This is a genomic window from Acinetobacter sp. ANC_7634 (assembly GCF_056779875.1).
The window spans coordinates 1-15,930 of record NZ_JBWYIT010000012.1; the positions used below are offsets into that span (position 1 = coordinate 1).

Annotated in this window: 16 protein-coding genes and 3 pseudogenes; 15 read left to right on the forward strand and 4 right to left on the reverse strand. The window is 38.6% G+C overall.

Annotated features, from left to right (window positions below):
- The 7 genes and pseudogenes from AC1M9A_RS11940 to AC1M9A_RS11970 form a co-directional block, all read left to right on the forward strand.
- Window positions 1–818, forward strand: an 818-nt coding sequence (locus tag AC1M9A_RS11940; RefSeq protein WP_481610295.1) for a DUF2345 domain-containing protein, incomplete at its 5' end; no start/stop codon positions are given.
- Entirely contained in the window at window positions 815–2,263 is a 1,449-nt protein-coding gene (locus AC1M9A_RS11945) for a hypothetical protein (RefSeq protein ID WP_481610296.1), read from the forward strand. The genes AC1M9A_RS11940 and AC1M9A_RS11945, both read left to right, overlap by 4 nt.
- A gap of 4 nt (window positions 2,264–2,267) precedes the next feature.
- Window positions 2,268–3,335, forward strand: coding sequence for a PoNe immunity protein domain-containing protein (locus AC1M9A_RS11950; protein WP_481610297.1), 1,068 nt, complete (start codon window positions 2,268–2,270; stop codon window positions 3,333–3,335).
- Between the two features lie 93 nt (window positions 3,336–3,428).
- Window positions 3,429–3,536 (forward strand): annotated as a pseudogene (locus AC1M9A_RS11955) (hypothetical protein); the annotation flags it as partial.
- Between the two features lie 4 nt (window positions 3,537–3,540).
- Window positions 3,541–4,608 carry a PoNe immunity protein domain-containing protein gene (locus tag AC1M9A_RS11960; protein ID WP_481610298.1) on the forward strand — a complete coding sequence of 356 codons (1,068 nt, stop codon included), beginning with the start codon at window positions 3,541–3,543 and terminating at the stop codon, window positions 4,606–4,608.
- 58 nt (window positions 4,609–4,666) lie between these two features.
- A pseudogene (locus tag AC1M9A_RS11965) lies at window positions 4,667–4,808 on the forward strand (hypothetical protein); the annotation flags it as partial.
- Between the two features lie 62 nt (window positions 4,809–4,870).
- Window positions 4,871–5,880 (forward strand): annotated as a pseudogene (locus tag AC1M9A_RS11970) (PoNe immunity protein domain-containing protein).
- An 86-nt stretch (window positions 5,881–5,966) separates the two neighbouring features.
- On the opposite strand, the gene AC1M9A_RS11975 reads toward AC1M9A_RS11970, so the two are convergent.
- Window positions 5,967–7,679, reverse strand: coding sequence for an electron transfer flavoprotein-ubiquinone oxidoreductase (locus AC1M9A_RS11975; RefSeq protein WP_481592064.1), 1,713 nt, complete (start codon window positions 7,677–7,679; stop codon window positions 5,967–5,969).
- 183 nt (window positions 7,680–7,862) lie between these two features.
- Between AC1M9A_RS11975 and AC1M9A_RS11980 the strand changes: the two genes are divergently transcribed.
- From AC1M9A_RS11980 to AC1M9A_RS12000, 5 genes are all read left to right on the forward strand, one after another.
- Entirely contained in the window at window positions 7,863–8,474 is a 612-nt protein-coding gene (locus tag AC1M9A_RS11980; protein ID WP_035264966.1) for a DUF1285 domain-containing protein, read from the forward strand.
- A 49-nt stretch (window positions 8,475–8,523) separates the two neighbouring features.
- Window positions 8,524–9,408, forward strand: a complete 885-nt coding sequence (murI, locus tag AC1M9A_RS11985; RefSeq protein WP_481592062.1) for a glutamate racemase — start codon at window positions 8,524–8,526, stop codon at window positions 9,406–9,408.
- 72 nt (window positions 9,409–9,480) lie between these two features.
- Window positions 9,481–10,443: a DUF4062 domain-containing protein gene (locus tag AC1M9A_RS11990; protein WP_481610299.1), complete on the forward strand. Its 963-nt coding sequence runs from the start codon at window positions 9,481–9,483 to the stop codon at window positions 10,441–10,443.
- 125 nt (window positions 10,444–10,568) lie between these two features.
- The gene (gene hemH, locus AC1M9A_RS11995) at window positions 10,569–11,585 is read left to right on the forward strand and encodes a ferrochelatase (protein WP_481610300.1); all 1,017 of its coding nucleotides are present in this window, start codon (window positions 10,569–10,571) and stop codon (window positions 11,583–11,585) included.
- A gap of 14 nt (window positions 11,586–11,599) precedes the next feature.
- The gene (locus tag AC1M9A_RS12000) at window positions 11,600–12,244 is read left to right on the forward strand and encodes an MBL fold metallo-hydrolase (RefSeq protein WP_092768141.1); all 645 of its coding nucleotides are present in this window, start codon (window positions 11,600–11,602) and stop codon (window positions 12,242–12,244) included.
- A 350-nt stretch (window positions 12,245–12,594) separates the two neighbouring features.
- Here AC1M9A_RS12000 and AC1M9A_RS12005 read toward each other — a convergent pair whose 3' ends face one another.
- The gene (locus AC1M9A_RS12005) at window positions 12,595–12,774 is read right to left on the reverse strand and encodes a DNA gyrase inhibitor YacG (RefSeq protein ID WP_035264978.1); all 180 of its coding nucleotides are present in this window, start codon (window positions 12,772–12,774) and stop codon (window positions 12,595–12,597) included.
- An 84-nt stretch (window positions 12,775–12,858) separates the two neighbouring features.
- Between AC1M9A_RS12005 and AC1M9A_RS12010 the strand changes: the two genes are divergently transcribed.
- Complete coding sequence (locus AC1M9A_RS12010; protein WP_481610328.1) at window positions 12,859–13,524, forward strand: class I SAM-dependent methyltransferase; 666 nt, start codon at window positions 12,859–12,861, stop codon at window positions 13,522–13,524.
- A complete protein-coding gene (locus AC1M9A_RS12015) occupies window positions 13,521–14,747 on the forward strand; it encodes a TIGR03862 family flavoprotein (protein WP_481596526.1) in 1,227 nt (408 codons plus the stop codon). Before AC1M9A_RS12010 ends, AC1M9A_RS12015 begins: the two co-directional genes overlap by 4 nt.
- Window positions 14,748–14,771: 24 nt before the next feature.
- Here AC1M9A_RS12015 and AC1M9A_RS12020 read toward each other — a convergent pair whose 3' ends face one another.
- On the reverse strand, window positions 14,772–15,104 hold the full coding sequence (locus AC1M9A_RS12020) for a HopJ type III effector protein (protein WP_035264987.1): 333 nt from the start codon (window positions 15,102–15,104) through the stop codon (window positions 14,772–14,774).
- Between the two features lie 119 nt (window positions 15,105–15,223).
- Here AC1M9A_RS12020 and crcB point away from each other — a divergent pair, with 119 nt between their 5' ends.
- Window positions 15,224–15,604: a fluoride efflux transporter CrcB gene (gene crcB / locus AC1M9A_RS12025; RefSeq protein ID WP_481608150.1), complete on the forward strand. Its 381-nt coding sequence runs from the start codon at window positions 15,224–15,226 to the stop codon at window positions 15,602–15,604.
- Window positions 15,605–15,677: 73 nt separating this feature from the next.
- Here the strand turns inward: crcB and AC1M9A_RS12030 are convergent, their stop codons facing one another.
- Window positions 15,678–15,929: a type B 50S ribosomal protein L31 gene (locus AC1M9A_RS12030; RefSeq protein ID WP_035264993.1), complete on the reverse strand. Its 252-nt coding sequence runs from the start codon at window positions 15,927–15,929 to the stop codon at window positions 15,678–15,680.
- Between the last annotated feature and the right edge of the window lies 1 nt (window position 15,930).

Consider the following 15,930-nt stretch of genomic DNA (forward strand, 5'->3'; position numbering starts at 1 on the left):
AAAAGATCAGCTTATTTGCAGCGCAAGAAGGAGCACGACTGTATGCAGGGAAAGGGAAGATCGAGATTCAAGCTCAAGGGGATGGTGCTGATCTGATTGCTAGAAAGGGTGTGCAGATTATTTCCACGGAGGCAAATGTCGACATCACGAGTGCGAAAGAAATCGTACTGACCGCAGGCGGTTCACAGCTAAAAATAAATGCTTCAGGGGTATTTCCTACGACTGCAAGTAAGTTTGAGGTTAAGGCAGGGCAGCATCAGTTTGTGAATGGAAAGAATGTATCAGCAAAATTTCCAGCTTTACCTACCTTTAAATTATTACCTAATAAAGTGGAATTAAAATACATTTATGATGACTTAAAACCTGTTGCACAAGCTCCATTTAAACTGATTTTTGCTGATGGTTCTGCCCAAGAAGGTGTATTAGATGCCGAAGGTTATGCCAAAGTCACTATTCCTAGTGATAAAACTCAACCTAAAGTCTACTATGGCTTTAGTAGTGTTGAGGCGAAACCAGATAGAGAAAAAATTGATAATCCTTTTAAAGATCAAAAAGTGATGAGTGTTAGTGAAGCTGAACAACTTATTGAGCAATACAACCAACAAGAGTTAGATGCATTATTAGATGAATATTTCCCTGATGAAATTGAAGACATGCTCATGTCGAATAATATCGAATACGATGATCATGTAAGCGATTATGAAGAACAATTAATACCACAACAAAATAATGTAGATGATGCAATAGCAGATGATTTAGAAGAAATTTTACTTACAGATGATTCTACTTCTAGATTAGACCTAGGAGATAAACAATGAATACTGCCGTAGCCAAGGGTTCAACGCAAGCTGTAAGAGTAACAGCTAAAGGGGAAGAATCGGCGGCTCAATGGATTAAAGGTGTACTTGATGGTAGTGGCTCCAGTCCCGCTCAAATTATTGTTGCAGTTGTGATAGGTTGTATACCCTTTGTTGGTCAAGGCGTTGATGTCGGGAATGTGATTGTCTCAGTCGTTAAAATATCAGAAAAGCCAGATAATAAAGAGAATTGGTTTGATTTGGTATTTAATCTTGTTGCATTTGTTCCAATTGCTGGTGATGGATTAAAAATTGTTTTTAAACAATTGCGTTCAGGTAAAGCTATGGGAGCTATTTTGGATGCAATACCAAGCAAAACATTACGTGGTGATGTAGATAAATGGTTTAGAACCTTAAATTGGAATACATACACAAGAGAGTTGCAAACAACTAGTAATAAAATTATTGATGGTTTAATTGGCGTTTTTGATAGTTGGATGACACGAGCTGTTCTCGGCAATGCTAAGTTAAAAACATTAGTAACTCAGCTTCAGCAAATGAAGAAAGTTGCCAATCAAAAAATTGATATGGTTATGAAAGAAATGCAAGCAGCCCATAAAAAGGCACTAGCAACTCCTTATCCTAACACTACAGCTAGAGCTCCAATTACGACTCGAACACCAACAACAACCAGTAGACCAAATCAAAATCCAGCCCCACGCACTCAGCAAAATGGCAATGTACCAAGAAATACTGGAGGAAATAATGTAAGCCCAGGTCGTCAAAATACTTCAACGCGACGTCAACAATTACAGCGAAAAAGAAGGTCGAATCAAGAACTTGGTTCTGGTGGTGAACATATAACAGATTACTACTATGTAAAACGCATGAAAAGTCGCTCTAAAATTAACAATAATGGTGTGCTGTACGAATATCACGATACGGGTCATAACGGTATCGATCACGTTTGGCATAGTGCTCGACTAGCTCATAAGTATCGTGTAACAGACAGTAAAGCCACCAATGCACTAAGCCATCGATCACTGATGACACCTAAAGCAGCCATGATGGCATTGAAAATGGGTCTCGATGTTTATATGGCATCAGACCAAGATGATAAGGTTAAGCGTTCAGTGGGGACGACTGTGAGTGATGGTGTGCAGATGTCGCATTTATGGATTGCTAGTAAAATAGATTCAGCCAAAATAGTATCAAAACATGACAATTTATTGGATAAAATAGAAGATTGGCGACGAGTTAAATTCAAACCATCCACAGAAAGAAAACTAGGTAAAACCATCGCAATTCGATGTCCATATGATCGAAGTTTGGTCACTATTACTGGTGATAAATTCGATCATCATGAAAAATGTAAAGGCTTAAATAAACCTAAGTGTACACGGACAGTAACTGCACACGGTATTAAATTAGAATTTGTTTTACCAAACGAGATGTTGGAGAGATAAAAGAATGTCAACACGAGTAGATGATCAAGAAATAGATTGGCAAAAATGGTTGAGTTTAGAAGTAAAAGATACAAGTTTATTTAGAGATAAGTTGCTTGAGCAAGAAATGTATCACAAGAGATTTGATACGTTTGTTAATGGGTTATATACAGTTGTTGATGGATTTAGCCATTATAAAAATGATTCTAAATTTGGTGGATATATAGCATCTGGTCATCAAAGATTGAAAGATGCTCTGAACTTGATATCTTTACAATATTCAGCAGGCGGGGATTTAAATTTTATAAAAGAACTTTATCCATATCTTCTTCATTGGACAGAAGAATATGCTGAAACGAGTCATCTTTATAATTTAAGCCCTGATGCAGGTGGCCGTTATGTTTGGCATATTTCTTTAGGAACAGAAGATTATTGGTATATTGCTTTACGTTTAATTTGCTTCGGCTTACTTGCTGGCTATGCAGATCAAATGAAGCGAATTATGCCAATTATCGATTATGTGGAAGCAACGCCTGAAGGGCAGGAAAAAGATGGTTTAATCGAGCGATTGATTGCTCCATTTGTAACAGATCGAGGCATACCACCGAACGATGCACGTCGTCATTTGCCTTATCGTAAGCTCATTAAAGTTTTTGATGCTGCACCTGAAAAACGTCCAGCAATGATGTTGCAATACTTAGAAGATTGGTATGAAGCCAGTCGTCGTGAACCATACTTTGAACAGCACCCAGAAACCGACTTAAGATCTGGTAGAAGTTATTATGGTTATTGGTCATGGGAAGCAGCAGCAGTAACATGGCTATTAGATATTGACGATTCAACTTATCGAGAGCATCAATTTTATCCGAAAGATTTAGTTGATTTTGCTAAAGCACAATCAGAAAAAGTACAAGCACAAGATTCGATAGAAAAAATTAAAATCAAAGGTGGTGATAAATGTCCAAAAACAGGTTATTGGACGACTCCTGCCCAGCCAAATCAGCGTCAGCACTTTAGTAAAGGTGAGATTTTACCAACGCTTTCTGAGCAAGATTGGGGTGAAGTATATTGGTATTATGATGGTGAAGAATAGAATTAAAAATGCCCTTCGGGGCATTATTTTTATATGGATAATATTATTGCCCATTCTTAATATCATAAGTCCAAAGAAAAAAATAACTTCAACCATTATGAGAAATGTAAAGGCCTAAATTAGCTAAAGTGTACACTGACAGTAACCGCACACGGTATAAAATTAGAATTTGTTTTACCAAACGAGATGTTGGAGAGATAAAAGAATGTCAACACAAGTAGGTGATCAAGAAATAGATTGGCAAAAATGGTTAAGTTTAGAGGTAAAAGACACAAGTTTGTTTAGAGATAATTTGCTTGAACAAGAAATGTATCATAAACGATTTGACATTTTAGTGAATGGTATATATTCCGTTACAGACGGTTTCAATAAGTATAAAAATGATTCTAAATTTGGCGGATATATCGCAGCTGGTCATCAACGCTTACAAGATGCTTTAAACTTAATATCTTTACAATATTCCGCGGGTGGAGATTTAAATTTTTTAACGGAACTTTACCCATATATTCTTCATTGGACAGAAGAGTATGCTGAAACGAGTCATCTTTATAATTTAAGCCCAGATGCAGGTGGACGTTATGTCTGGCATATTTCTTTAGGAACTGAAGATTATTGGTATATTGCTTTACGACTGATATGCTTTGGTTTACTGACAGGGTATGCAGATCAAATGAGTCGAATTATGACGATTATCGAATACACAGAAGCAACACCTGAAGGACAAGAAAAAGATGGCTTAATCGAGCGATTGATTGCTCCATTTGTAACAGATCGAGGCATACCACCGAACGATGCACGTCGTCATTTGCCTTATCGTAAGCTCATTAAAGTTTTTGATGCTGATGCAGAAAAGCGTCCAGCAATGATGTTGCAATACTTAGAAGATTGGTATGAAGCCAGTCGTCGTGAACCTTATCATGATCAACATCCACAACCTGATATTAGATCAGGCATCAGTTATTTTGGTTATTGGTCATGGGAAGCTGCAGCTGTGACATGGCTATTAGATATTGACGATTCAACTTATCGAGAGCATCAATTTTATCCGAAAGATTTAGTCGATTTTGCTAGATCGCAAGCTGAATCGGTTTCAGCAGAAACCACTATAGAAAAAATTAAAATCAAAGGTGGAGAGCAATCCACGAAAACAGGTTTTTGGACGACTCCTGCCCAGCCAAATCAGCGTCAGCACTTTAGTAAAGGTGAGATTTTACCAACGCTTTCTGAACAAGATTGGGGTGAAGTATATTGGTATTTTGATGGTGAAAAATAAACTTAGAATATCGCAAGATTTAGCCATCCTTATAGGGTGGCTTATTTTTTTATGATAAAGCCTAGTCATAATTACAGGCGATAAATTTGATCATCATGAAAAATGTAAAAGGTTTAAATAAACCCAAATGCACACGAACAGTGACTGCACATGGAATAAAATTAGAATTTGTTTTACCGAATGATATTTTACCAGAGTAAGAAGATTGAATAGTCAAGTAAATGATATAGATATTAATTGGGAAGAGTAGTTTAAGCAAAAAATACTGATTAATAAAAATTACAGAGATAATTTATTACAACATGAAATGTATAGCCGAAGGTTTGATACGTTTCTTAATGGTATTTATTCAGTAACTGATGGTTTTCAAAAATATAAAACAGGTAGTAAAGCTAGTAAAAAAATGGCGGCAGGTCATCAAAGGTTACTAGATGTTTTAAATTTAATATCTTTACAATATTCTGCAGGTGGTGGTATACGCTTTATTCAAGAACTATATCCATACATTTTAAACTGGATGGAAGAATATGCAGATATTCATGCTCAGTACCATCAAAGTACAGAAGCAGAAGGACGTTATGTTTGGCATATCGCTTTGGGAACAGAAGATTATTGGGATATTGCTTTACGATTGATATGCTTTGGTTTACTGACAGGCTATGCAGATCAAATGAATCGGATTATGCAGATTATCGACTACACAGAAGCAACGCCTGAAGGACAAGAAAAAGATGGTTTAATCGAGCGATTGATTGCTCCATTTGTAACAGATCGAGGCACACCACCGAATGATGCACGTCGTCATTTGCCCTATCGTAAGCTCATTAAAGTTTTGATGCTGATGCAGCAAAGCGTCCAGCCATGATGTTGCAATACTTAGAAGATTGGTATGAAGCCAGTCGTCGTGAACCATACCATGACCAGCATCCTCGGGCTGATATTGATGACGGTTTCCTTTATTATGGTTATTGGTCATGGGAAGCCGCAGCTGTGACATGGCTATTAGATATTGATGACACCATTTATCGAGAGCATCAATTTTATCCGAAAGATTTAGTCGATTTTGCTAAAGCACAATCAGAAAAAGTACAAGCACAAGATTCGGTAGAAAAAATTAAAGTACGAGGCGGTGAAAAATGTTCTAAAACTGGTTTTTGGACGACACCTGCTCAGCCAAATCAACGTCTGCACTTTAATAAAGGTGACATTTTACCAATGCTTTCAGAACAAGACTGGGGTCAAGTATATTGGTATTTTGATGGTGAAGAATAAAACTATATCGCTCAAGGGGAAACTTTCGTATTTATCGAAGTTTAATAAAAAACCCGCTTACGCGGGTTTTTTGATCTCAAACGAGATTACATATTCGGATAGTTCGGACCACCCGCACCCTCAGGTACAACCCAAGTAATGTTTTGTGACGGATCTTTAATATCACAAGTCTTACAGTGAACACAGTTCGCAGCATTAATTTGGAAACGCTTAGAACCATCATCATTTTCCATGATTTCGTATACGCCAGCAGGACAGTAGCGCTGAGCAGGCTCATCCCATTGAGGAAGGTTAACGTTTACTGGAATTGATGGATCAGTTAATTTTAAATGCGCTGGCTGGTTTTCTTCGTGTACTGTATTTGAAACAAACACTGAAGATAAACGGTCAAATGTAAGCTTACCATCTGGTTTTGGATAGTTTGGTTTGAAGTTCACTGCATCAACAGTTTTTAAAGCACTGTAGTCAGGTGTCAAATCACGTAAAGTGAACGGAACTTTAAATACATTTTGATCGATAAAGTTGAATGCACCACCGAAGAATGTACCAAACTTATGCATTGCAGGGCCAAAGTTACGAGCATTATATAACTCTTCTTTTAACCAACTGTTGTTAAATTTCTCTGTATATGACGTTAACTCTTTAGCAAAGAAATCTTCGCCTTCTGTCACACGAGCAATTGCAAGGTCGCCGCCTTTTTCTACACCAGCTTTAATTGCTTCAAATACAGCTTCACCACATAACATGCCTGATTTCATAGCAGTGTGTGAACCTTTAATTTTTGCAAAGTTCAAGAAGCCAGCATCATCACCAATTAAGCTTCCACCTGGGAAGGTAAATTTAGGAAGAGAGTTAAAACCACCTTTAACCACTGCACGTGCACCGTAAGAAATACGTTTACCGCCTTCCAATACATCTTTAATTAATGGATGTGTTTTCCAACGTTGCATTTCCATGAATGGATACATATGAGGGTTTTGGTAAGATAAGTCGACAATCATACCCAATGATACTTGGTTATTTTCAGCGTGATATAACCACCAACCACCAGATGAACCAGTTTCAGTTAAAGGCCAACCCGCACCGTGCATGACTTTGCCTGGTTTGTGCTTCGCTGGATCGATTTCCCAAAGTTCTTTAATACCGATACCGTAATGTTGAGGATCAGCGTCTTTATCTAAGCCGAATTGAGCGATTAGGCGTTTACCTAAATGACCACGGCAGCCTTCAGCGAATAACGTGTATTTCGCATGGAGCTCATAGCCTGGGGTAAAGTTATGTGTTGGCTCACCATCTTTACCAATACCCATATCACCTGTTTGGATACCTTTTACAGTACCATCAGCATGATACAGAATTTCCGCTGCTGCGAAGCCCGGGAAAATGGATACTTCAAGCTCTTCAGCTTTTTGTCCTAACCAGCGTACGACGTTACCAAGAGAGATGACATAGTTACCGTCGTTGTGCATTGTTTTAGGCACAAAAGCATGAGGCATTTTTTGAGATTTTTGATCTGAAAGAAGGAAGTACGTTTCATCTTCTGTAACAGGTACGTTTAAAGGCGCACCTTCTTCTTTCCAATTTGGGAACAATTCATTAATAGCGCGTGGTTCAAGCACAGCACCAGAAAGAATATGCGCACCTACTTCAGAGCCTTTTTCAACGACACATACAGATAAATCGTTGAGGTTGTTTTCAATTGCAAGTTGACGGATTTTGATCGCAGCTGAAAGACCCGCAGGGCCCGCTCCAACGATTACAACGTCAAACTCCATCGATTCACGTTCGATGTGTTCCATAAAGGACTCCTCATAAAGTAAAGGGTGGCAACCGATAATTCCGACGGTGCTGCCATGAGTGTTCTTAGTTGCAGGTACAATTTTGCTCTCGTACCTTTTATATATTTTGCGCTAGTATAGGTTCAAACCTTGATCAAGCCAATTGGCTGAGTCGCTTTATTTTCCGTCAGCAGGGCATAAACCATGGTAAAACAAAATGATTCTATAACAGCACAGCCTGATTCACTTGTACCTGATGATAAAAACTTAATCAATATCGTACAATATCTAAAAGATGCACAGTCAAGTCACAAAAGGTCAATCCCACCTCTTGAACAATGGAACCCAAAGCATTGTGGCTCAATGGATTTGAAAGTAAAAGCGAATGGTGAATGGTGGCACGAAGGTCAATTGATTAAAAGACAAAGCCTCATTGACCTATTCTCGACAGTACTGTGGAAAGAAGACAACAAATTTTACTTAAAAACACCCGTTGAGCAAATCGAAATTGAAGTCGAAGATGAACCTTTATTGGTCAATCAGGTAGATCAAGTCGAGATTCAAGGGCTTTCTTATCTACAGCTAACAACGACCACTCAAGATCTCATTATTGTGGATCAAGATCATCCAATCTTTATGCGTGATTTTCAAGGAGAGATGCGTCCTTACGTGCATGTGCGTTTCGGCATCAACGCATTGATACAACGATCAACTTTTTTTCATTTAGTTGAAATGGGGGAGTTGAGCGAAAATGAGCAAGGTGAATCAGTTTTGAATTTAAAAAGTGGTAATCTGCTATTGCAATTAGGGACTTGAGGTTTAAGCTTAGCCCATTCATTTAAGCATTATAAAAGTAGTCGTTGAGATGTCTGCAATTTTACCCCAACCGAGCTCTAATGAGCCTATGCCTCATGCACTTGAACATGCCCCTATTGGGATTTTCGACTCGGGGATTGGTGGTTTATCAGTTGCATTGGAAATAGCAAAATATTTACCCAATGAGCATATCCTTTACTATGCAGATACAGCTCATGTCCCTTATGGTCCGCGCGAAGATCAAGATATTCGTCAGCTCACAGCACATGCAATTGAGTGGTTGTATCGTCAAGGATGTAAAGTTGCGGTTGTTGCGTGTAATACGGCATCAGCTTTTAGTCTGGATTACTTAAGGACACATTATGGTGAGCGATTTCCGATCATTGGGTTGGTTCCTGCGTTAAAACCTGCAGTGTTACAGACACAGTCTAAAGTGGTGGCTGTATTGGCGACTCCAGCGACTTTTAGAGGCCAGTTAATCAAGGATGTAATGCAGAATTTTGCAGATCCTTTAGGTGTTAAAGTTCATCAAGTCACCAGTTTGGATTTGGTTCCTTTCGTGGAAGCAGGGCAACAAAATTCGCAAGCCTGTATTGCAACATTACAACGGATACTTGATCCCGTCATGCAAGATCAAGCCGATTATTTGGTGTTGGGTTGTACGCATTATCCATTTTTAAAATCAGCAATTGAGCATCTTTATACAGAGCGACTGACTTTGGTTGATTCTGGATTTGCTGTTGCACGCCAAACAGCAAGAGTCCTTATCAAAAATAAATTCAATGCTACTCAACCATATGACAAATCAGTGCAGTTGCGTTGTGTCGTCAGTGGCGGAAATGCGCTTGAACTTCAGCCTGTACTTCAAAATATGATCGGGCATGAAATACTATGGTCAATTGAAAATTTAACTGATACATTCGAAGAAGAATGATCAATATCAAGCTATACATTTTAAGCCTTATGAATAGGGCATTTTTACCTAGATGCAGGATTGGATTAAGGCATGCTAGATAAGCGTTACCAAGTGTTTATTACAACTTCTGGTAAAGAGATGCAGCCAGAGCGTATGGTTGTGTCTCAAACGCTGATCGGTATGGGTTTTTTTTCATGGGGTTTAGAACAAAGAACACCTGTAACAACCGCTTTTGCACGCCGTCAAATTGATGATTGTGATTATGTACTTCTGCTTTTAGGAAGCCAGTATGGTGAGCAATCTGTCTCTGGTATTAGTTACATGCACTTGGAATATATCTATGCCGTGACTAAGCAAAAGCCCATTATTGTATTTATGCATGAACAGCCAGAATCGCGTGAGGAGCATTTACGAGAGCATGAAGTGGATCTTCAACAGCGCTTTCAAAATTTCCGTGAACAGATCATTAAAGAAGTTGATCAGGTCGTATTTTTTAAAAGTGCTCGTGAATTAGAGCTAGCACTCAGGTCTCATATGCCTCAAATGCTTGAACGTTACCCTGTTTTGGGTTGGGTAAGACCACAAAGCATTCAAGCAAAACAAGATGAGATTGATCGATTAAGAGCTCAGCTGGCACAAACAAAAATGGAACAAGCCAAATCTGAAGTCGATCCTTTTCTATCTTTGCCTAAAATAGAATGGGATGATCAATTCAGTTTTGATTATCGTATGCATGCTTATGTTGATAGTCATTTTAAAGAAATTATTTGTATACGATCCATGCGATGGCATGAAATTTATACTGTTCTTAAGTCTCAATTTTCCCAAGCAACACCAGAAGATTTTTATTCTAAAGTGTTGAATCAGTATTTGACTGATACGGGGCTGGTCGATGCTCAATTGCAACTTCCTAAGGCACATATGGTATCTAGAGCACAGATTAATGTACGTGCATTGCATACCATCAAGCAACAAATGCGTAATAATGAATGGATCGTTCCTGTAGGACGAGATGATCGTCAGCGGATGTTATGGAAATGCATGAATAAATAGATCAAGTTCATATGATAGTTTTTCTCTTTCATTCACATTTTAAAAAGCAATCATAAAATCACGCCGAATTTACTTAGACTCTGATAAAGTATTTCTTAATTAAACAGTGAATTGATGTGGATCAGATGTCTGAGTTAAAGCCGAAAATCACCGTAATTATTGCCAACTTGGGAACACCAGATGCCCCTACAGTGCCTGCGGTACGAACTTTTCTAAAACAGTTTTTATCTGATCAGCGTGTGATTGAGATTCCATCGTTTTTGTGGAAAATTATCTTACATTGTTTTGTTTTACCATTTCGACCAAAGCATGTTTCTGAAGCATATGCGCAGGTGTGGAATGGAGATTCCCCTATGCGTGAAATTCTGTTGAAGCAAACAGATTTAATCCGTCAAAAAGTTATTCAAGATTATCCAGATTTTGATGTTCAGGTCGTTCCTGCGATGACTTATGGTCATCCTAGTATTCATGAGGTTCTAAAAAAACTTACTCAGACACCGCAAGATCACGTCATTTTATTTCCACTTTTTCCTCAATATTCAGCGACATCTACAGCACCTTTGTATGATGCATTGGCGAAATGGGTTTTAACGCAGAGAAATTTACCTGGCTTAAGTTTAATACGCGATTATTATCAACATCCAAAATTTATTCAGGCTTTGGCAAACAGTGTTCAGGTTTTTCAGGCGCAACACGGTAAAGCGGAAAAATTATTAATGTCTTTCCATGGGATTCCTCAGCCTTATGCAGATAAAGGTGATCCATATGCCGACCGTTGTAGGGTTACAGCGAAAAAAGTCGCAGAGGCTCTGGGATTACGTGACGATGAATGGGCTATCAGCTTCCAATCACGATTCGGTAAACAAGAGTGGGTCAAGCCATATACAGATGCGTTGCTGACTGAGTGGGGACAACAAGGAGTTCAATCTGTCCATGTTCTCAGCCCTGCTTTTTCAGCAGATTGCTTAGAGACTTTAGAAGAGTTGGCTGTGGAAAATGCCGAAACCTTTAAAACAGCGGGCGGGAAAGACTATGCCTATATTCCAGCGTTAAACACTGATGCAGCACATATTGATTTGTTGGTCGATTTAGTAGAAGCTCAACTGGATGCACTCAAGATTACCCTCCAACATTCTGCGTAAATTTAAAGGTTCCTATGCTTCAAGTTAAAATTATTCCTGTGACAGCATTTCAGCAAAATTGTTCATTGGTTTGGGATCAAGAGACCAAAGAAGCTGTGTTAATTGATGCAGGTGGTGAGCCTGAAAAAATTATGCAAGTTGTGCAAGAGTTAGACTTAACAGTGAAGGAGCTATGGTTAACTCATGGTCATCTTGATCATGCTGGTGCGGTCGGAGCATTGGCGAGAGAGTGGGGTATTCCAGTAATTGGTCCTCATAAAGAAGATGCATTTTGGTTAGATATGATTCAGGAAGTTTCAGCACGATATGGGTTTCCGATACCTGAACCTGTTGTGGTTGATCAGTGGCTTGAAGGTGGTGAAACTTTAAAATTAGGGGATGAATCCTTTGAGGTTCGATTCGCTCCCGGTCATACGCCTGGCCACGTCATGTTCTATAATGCTAACTATGGCTTGTTATGGACTGGCGATGTTCTTTTCAAGGGTTCAATTGGTCGAACAGATTTTCCCAAGGGAAATCATCAACAGTTGCTAGATTCCATTGAGAGAGAATGTTTTAGTTTGCCAGATGAAACACAGTTTATTTCAGGGCATGGTCCAATCAGTACCATTGGCTATGAGAAAAAGTTTAACCCGTTTGTGGCAGGTAAAGCTGGTTAATTAAAAACGAAAAAAGTGATCTCGATTGATGTCATTCAATTCCCAAAAGAGAAGGGCAGCGGCTAACACAAATAGTGCAGAGATTAAAATCAAGACGAAATCATGTTGATAAATGCCTAGACCTGCAAAAAGGAGGCCTAGGCAAGTTAAAATTATACTGAGTGTGAATGTGAATTTATAAAGTCTCATGTATTTATGAAAGTAGAATTGTTGTTTTAATGTGATTGTTATCACAATATCACAACACAAACTTAAATAAAATCACATTTATTGAGTTTTCTTAAAAAAGCTAATTTTTTGTTTGTGTAAATATAATTGAATTATTCTTTTAATATTGAGCAAAGTTGGCATTATTCATGATATTCCCCTTGATCAGCTTGAGGAGAATCCTGTGTCGGAAGGCGATATTCATCATTTGCCCAAGCCCCTAAATCGATAAGTTTGCATCGTTCAGAACAAAATGGACGAAATTCATTGCCAGTCCATTGACTAGGCTGTCCACAGCGTGGGCACGGAAATGTTTTTGGCATAAATCAATCCTAGTAAAATAAAACAGCTAAAATAGGCAAAAGCATCTAGAGTTGCTAGACTTGTCGCGTTTTCATAAGTTTGATCTGATTATGCCGATTCGTCAATTTCAAGCACAGCGTATGCATGCGCCACGCGACTTTCTACCGATTCTATCTGAACCACTATGTGTTGAGATTGGGGCGGGTAAAGGTAAACATGCTTTATTGTTTGCGCAACAAAATCCGCAAAGACAACTAATCGCGATTGAACGAACTAGAGAAAAATTTCTAGCGATGCAAAAACAGCATCAACTAGAGGGACAAACCAATTTGCGACCTGTACATGCAGATGCAATCCCTTGGATCGTACATGCGCTATTTCCACAGCAAGTTGAAGATTTTTTTATTTTATATCCGAATCCTGAACCTCATAATCCAGCGCAACGTTGGTTGAATATGCCTTTTTTTGAATTTTTACTGTCTCGATTGCAACCGAATGGTACGATCACTTTAGCCAGCAATATTCCTGAATATATTGACGAGGCAGAGCAACAACTGCTTAATGTTTGGAACCTTTCTTATGTTAAAGAACGAATCTCTTCAACTTCGGCAAGAACGCATTTTGAAGTAAAGTATCTAGAGCGTGGTGAATTATGCCAGCAGTTGATTATTCAAAAACCTGAAGCGTACCAAACTCGCTTCGATCACTTTATGCCTCTGCAAGGGCAAATGCCGATCTCTTCTGAAAATCAACAAACGAATAATCTATGAATTTGGAATATTCAAAGCGAATCGCAATCGTAGGCGCAGGTCCAGCAGGTTTAATGGCTGCTGAAGTTTTATCTGCTCATCCTGCATTTGAAGTTCATATTTTTGAACAAAAGCCTTCAGCTGCACGTAAATTTTTGATGGCAGGTAAAACAGGTTTAAATATTTCTCATGCCGAACCTATCGATCAATTTATTGGTCGTTATGATCATGCCGAATGGCTTGCACCTTGGGTAAAAAAATGGGATGCGCGTTGGATTCGAAATTGGATGAAAAACCTTGGGATTGAATCCTATGTTGGAAGCTCTGGTCGTATATTTCCCAATGAAATGAAAGCAGCTCCATTACTGCGTGCTTGGTTAAAAAGTTTAGTAGATACCAAGGTCAATTTTCATTATCGGCATCAAATTACCGCGCTTAATCAAAATGAACTGACAGTTTTTGATACTCAATCCAATTCAATACGAACTGAGCAATTTGATGCGATTGTATTGGCGTGTGGCGCTGTGTCATGGGCGCAGTTGGGTAGTGATGGGGCTTGGCAGTCATGGTTGGCTAAAGAAGAGTTAAAAGCCTTTTCCCCGAGTAATGCTGGTGTAGTCAGAGCTTGGTCTTCGTATATGGAACCTATATTTGGCTCGCCACTCAAACGAGTTGAAGCTTGGGTGGATCATCAGCCCAAAGCTAAGGGGGATATCGTGATCACCCATTATGGTTTGGAGAGTGGGTTGGTCTATAAGCATGGTCGGGCACTTCGAACACAATTGCAATATCAAGATTCCATGGTTTTAAATTTAGATTTACTGCCAGAATTATCTGAGCATGAAATCATCTCTAAACTTAAGAATGCTAAGAAGCAAAGTATTAATAATATTTGGCGAAAATTGGGATTAGACACTGCAAAGTCAAATTTATTACGTGAATTGACCCCAAAGCATGATTGGGCGATTGCAGAGAAAATGGCTCAGCATATTAAACATTTATCTATCAAACTAGATGGTTTTAGACCCATTGAAGAAGCCATTAGCTGCGCAGGTGGTGTACGGGAAATTGCCTTGACTAAACAGTTACAGTTGAAAAGTAATCCAATTGTTTTCTGCTGTGGAGAGATGTTGGATTGGGATGCCCCGACAGGTGGTTATTTACTTACAGCATGTTTTGCAACAGGTCGAGCAGCAGGATTAGGTGTAATTGAATACCTAAATAAAACTGTTGAAAAAGACTAGCCAAGCGCTAGTCTTTATTTATGATTATTTCGCAGTGAGTGCATTTCCTTCAAATTTAATGCCATCCCATCCATGAATCATGAATTGACGGATATTTTGATGATCTGATGCTTCAGGTGTCGCCAGAACAGAAGCGTAGTGTTCTGCAAAAAGCTGTAATGTTTGTTCTTGAGAAAGACCATTTAATTTGGCAAAGGAAAAAACTTTAGCACTCCCTTGATTTTCATTACTGGCATTATATTGTTGACCATTACTAAATGCGGTTGGCGTATGTGTATAACCTGCTTCAATAAATGAAATTACGTCGGCAAATTTTGCTTCGCCATTTTTTAATTGTTCCAATAATGCTTGAGCCATATTTGAGTCCTTACACGTTTAAATTTGCTACATCTTAACGAAAAAACGCGTGAATCCAAGACAATAATTCGTTACTTTTTAAGGTAAAAATATGATCAATACACGAGAACGGACATAATATGAGTTGGTTATGGGTAGCATGTGGTGGAGCGATTGGTGCAACACTTCGATATATGACCAGTATGTGGTTCATGCAAAATGCAGATCAATTTCCATGGGCAACTTGGATTGTGAATATCTTGGGCTGTGTTCTAGCAGGGGGATTTTTTGCATTCAGTTTACAATATCCTGTATTACAACATGAGGCTCGCCTATTTTTTATGGTTGGCATATTAGGTGGTTTTACCACATTCTCAAGTTTTGGCTTGGAAACTTTTCAATTGATAAAATCTGGGCAATACAATTTGGCACTGATGTATGTTGTGAGTAGTATCATGATTGGACTCTTGGGATTGGTTTTGAGTTTTTTCTTTACTCAATTTTATTTAACCAATAAATAACGATAAGAATAAAAAAAAGCCTAAATTGGAGGAGTAAATTTAGGCTTTAAAATAGTGAGAGTCGAAAATTTTTTTATTTACGTTTAAAGCGACCGAAACGCTTATTGAAACTTGCCACACGACCTTCATTATTGGCCTGACGGACCTCACCAGTATAGAAAGGGTGCGAAGCACTTGAAATATCTAGCGTGACATAGGGGTAAGTTTTCCCTTGATATTCTTTTGTTTGCTTTGACTGAATCGTACTACCGATGATGAAATACTGATCTGCGTTGGTATCATGAAACAGTACTTCATGGTATTCAGGATGAATATTGGGACGCATG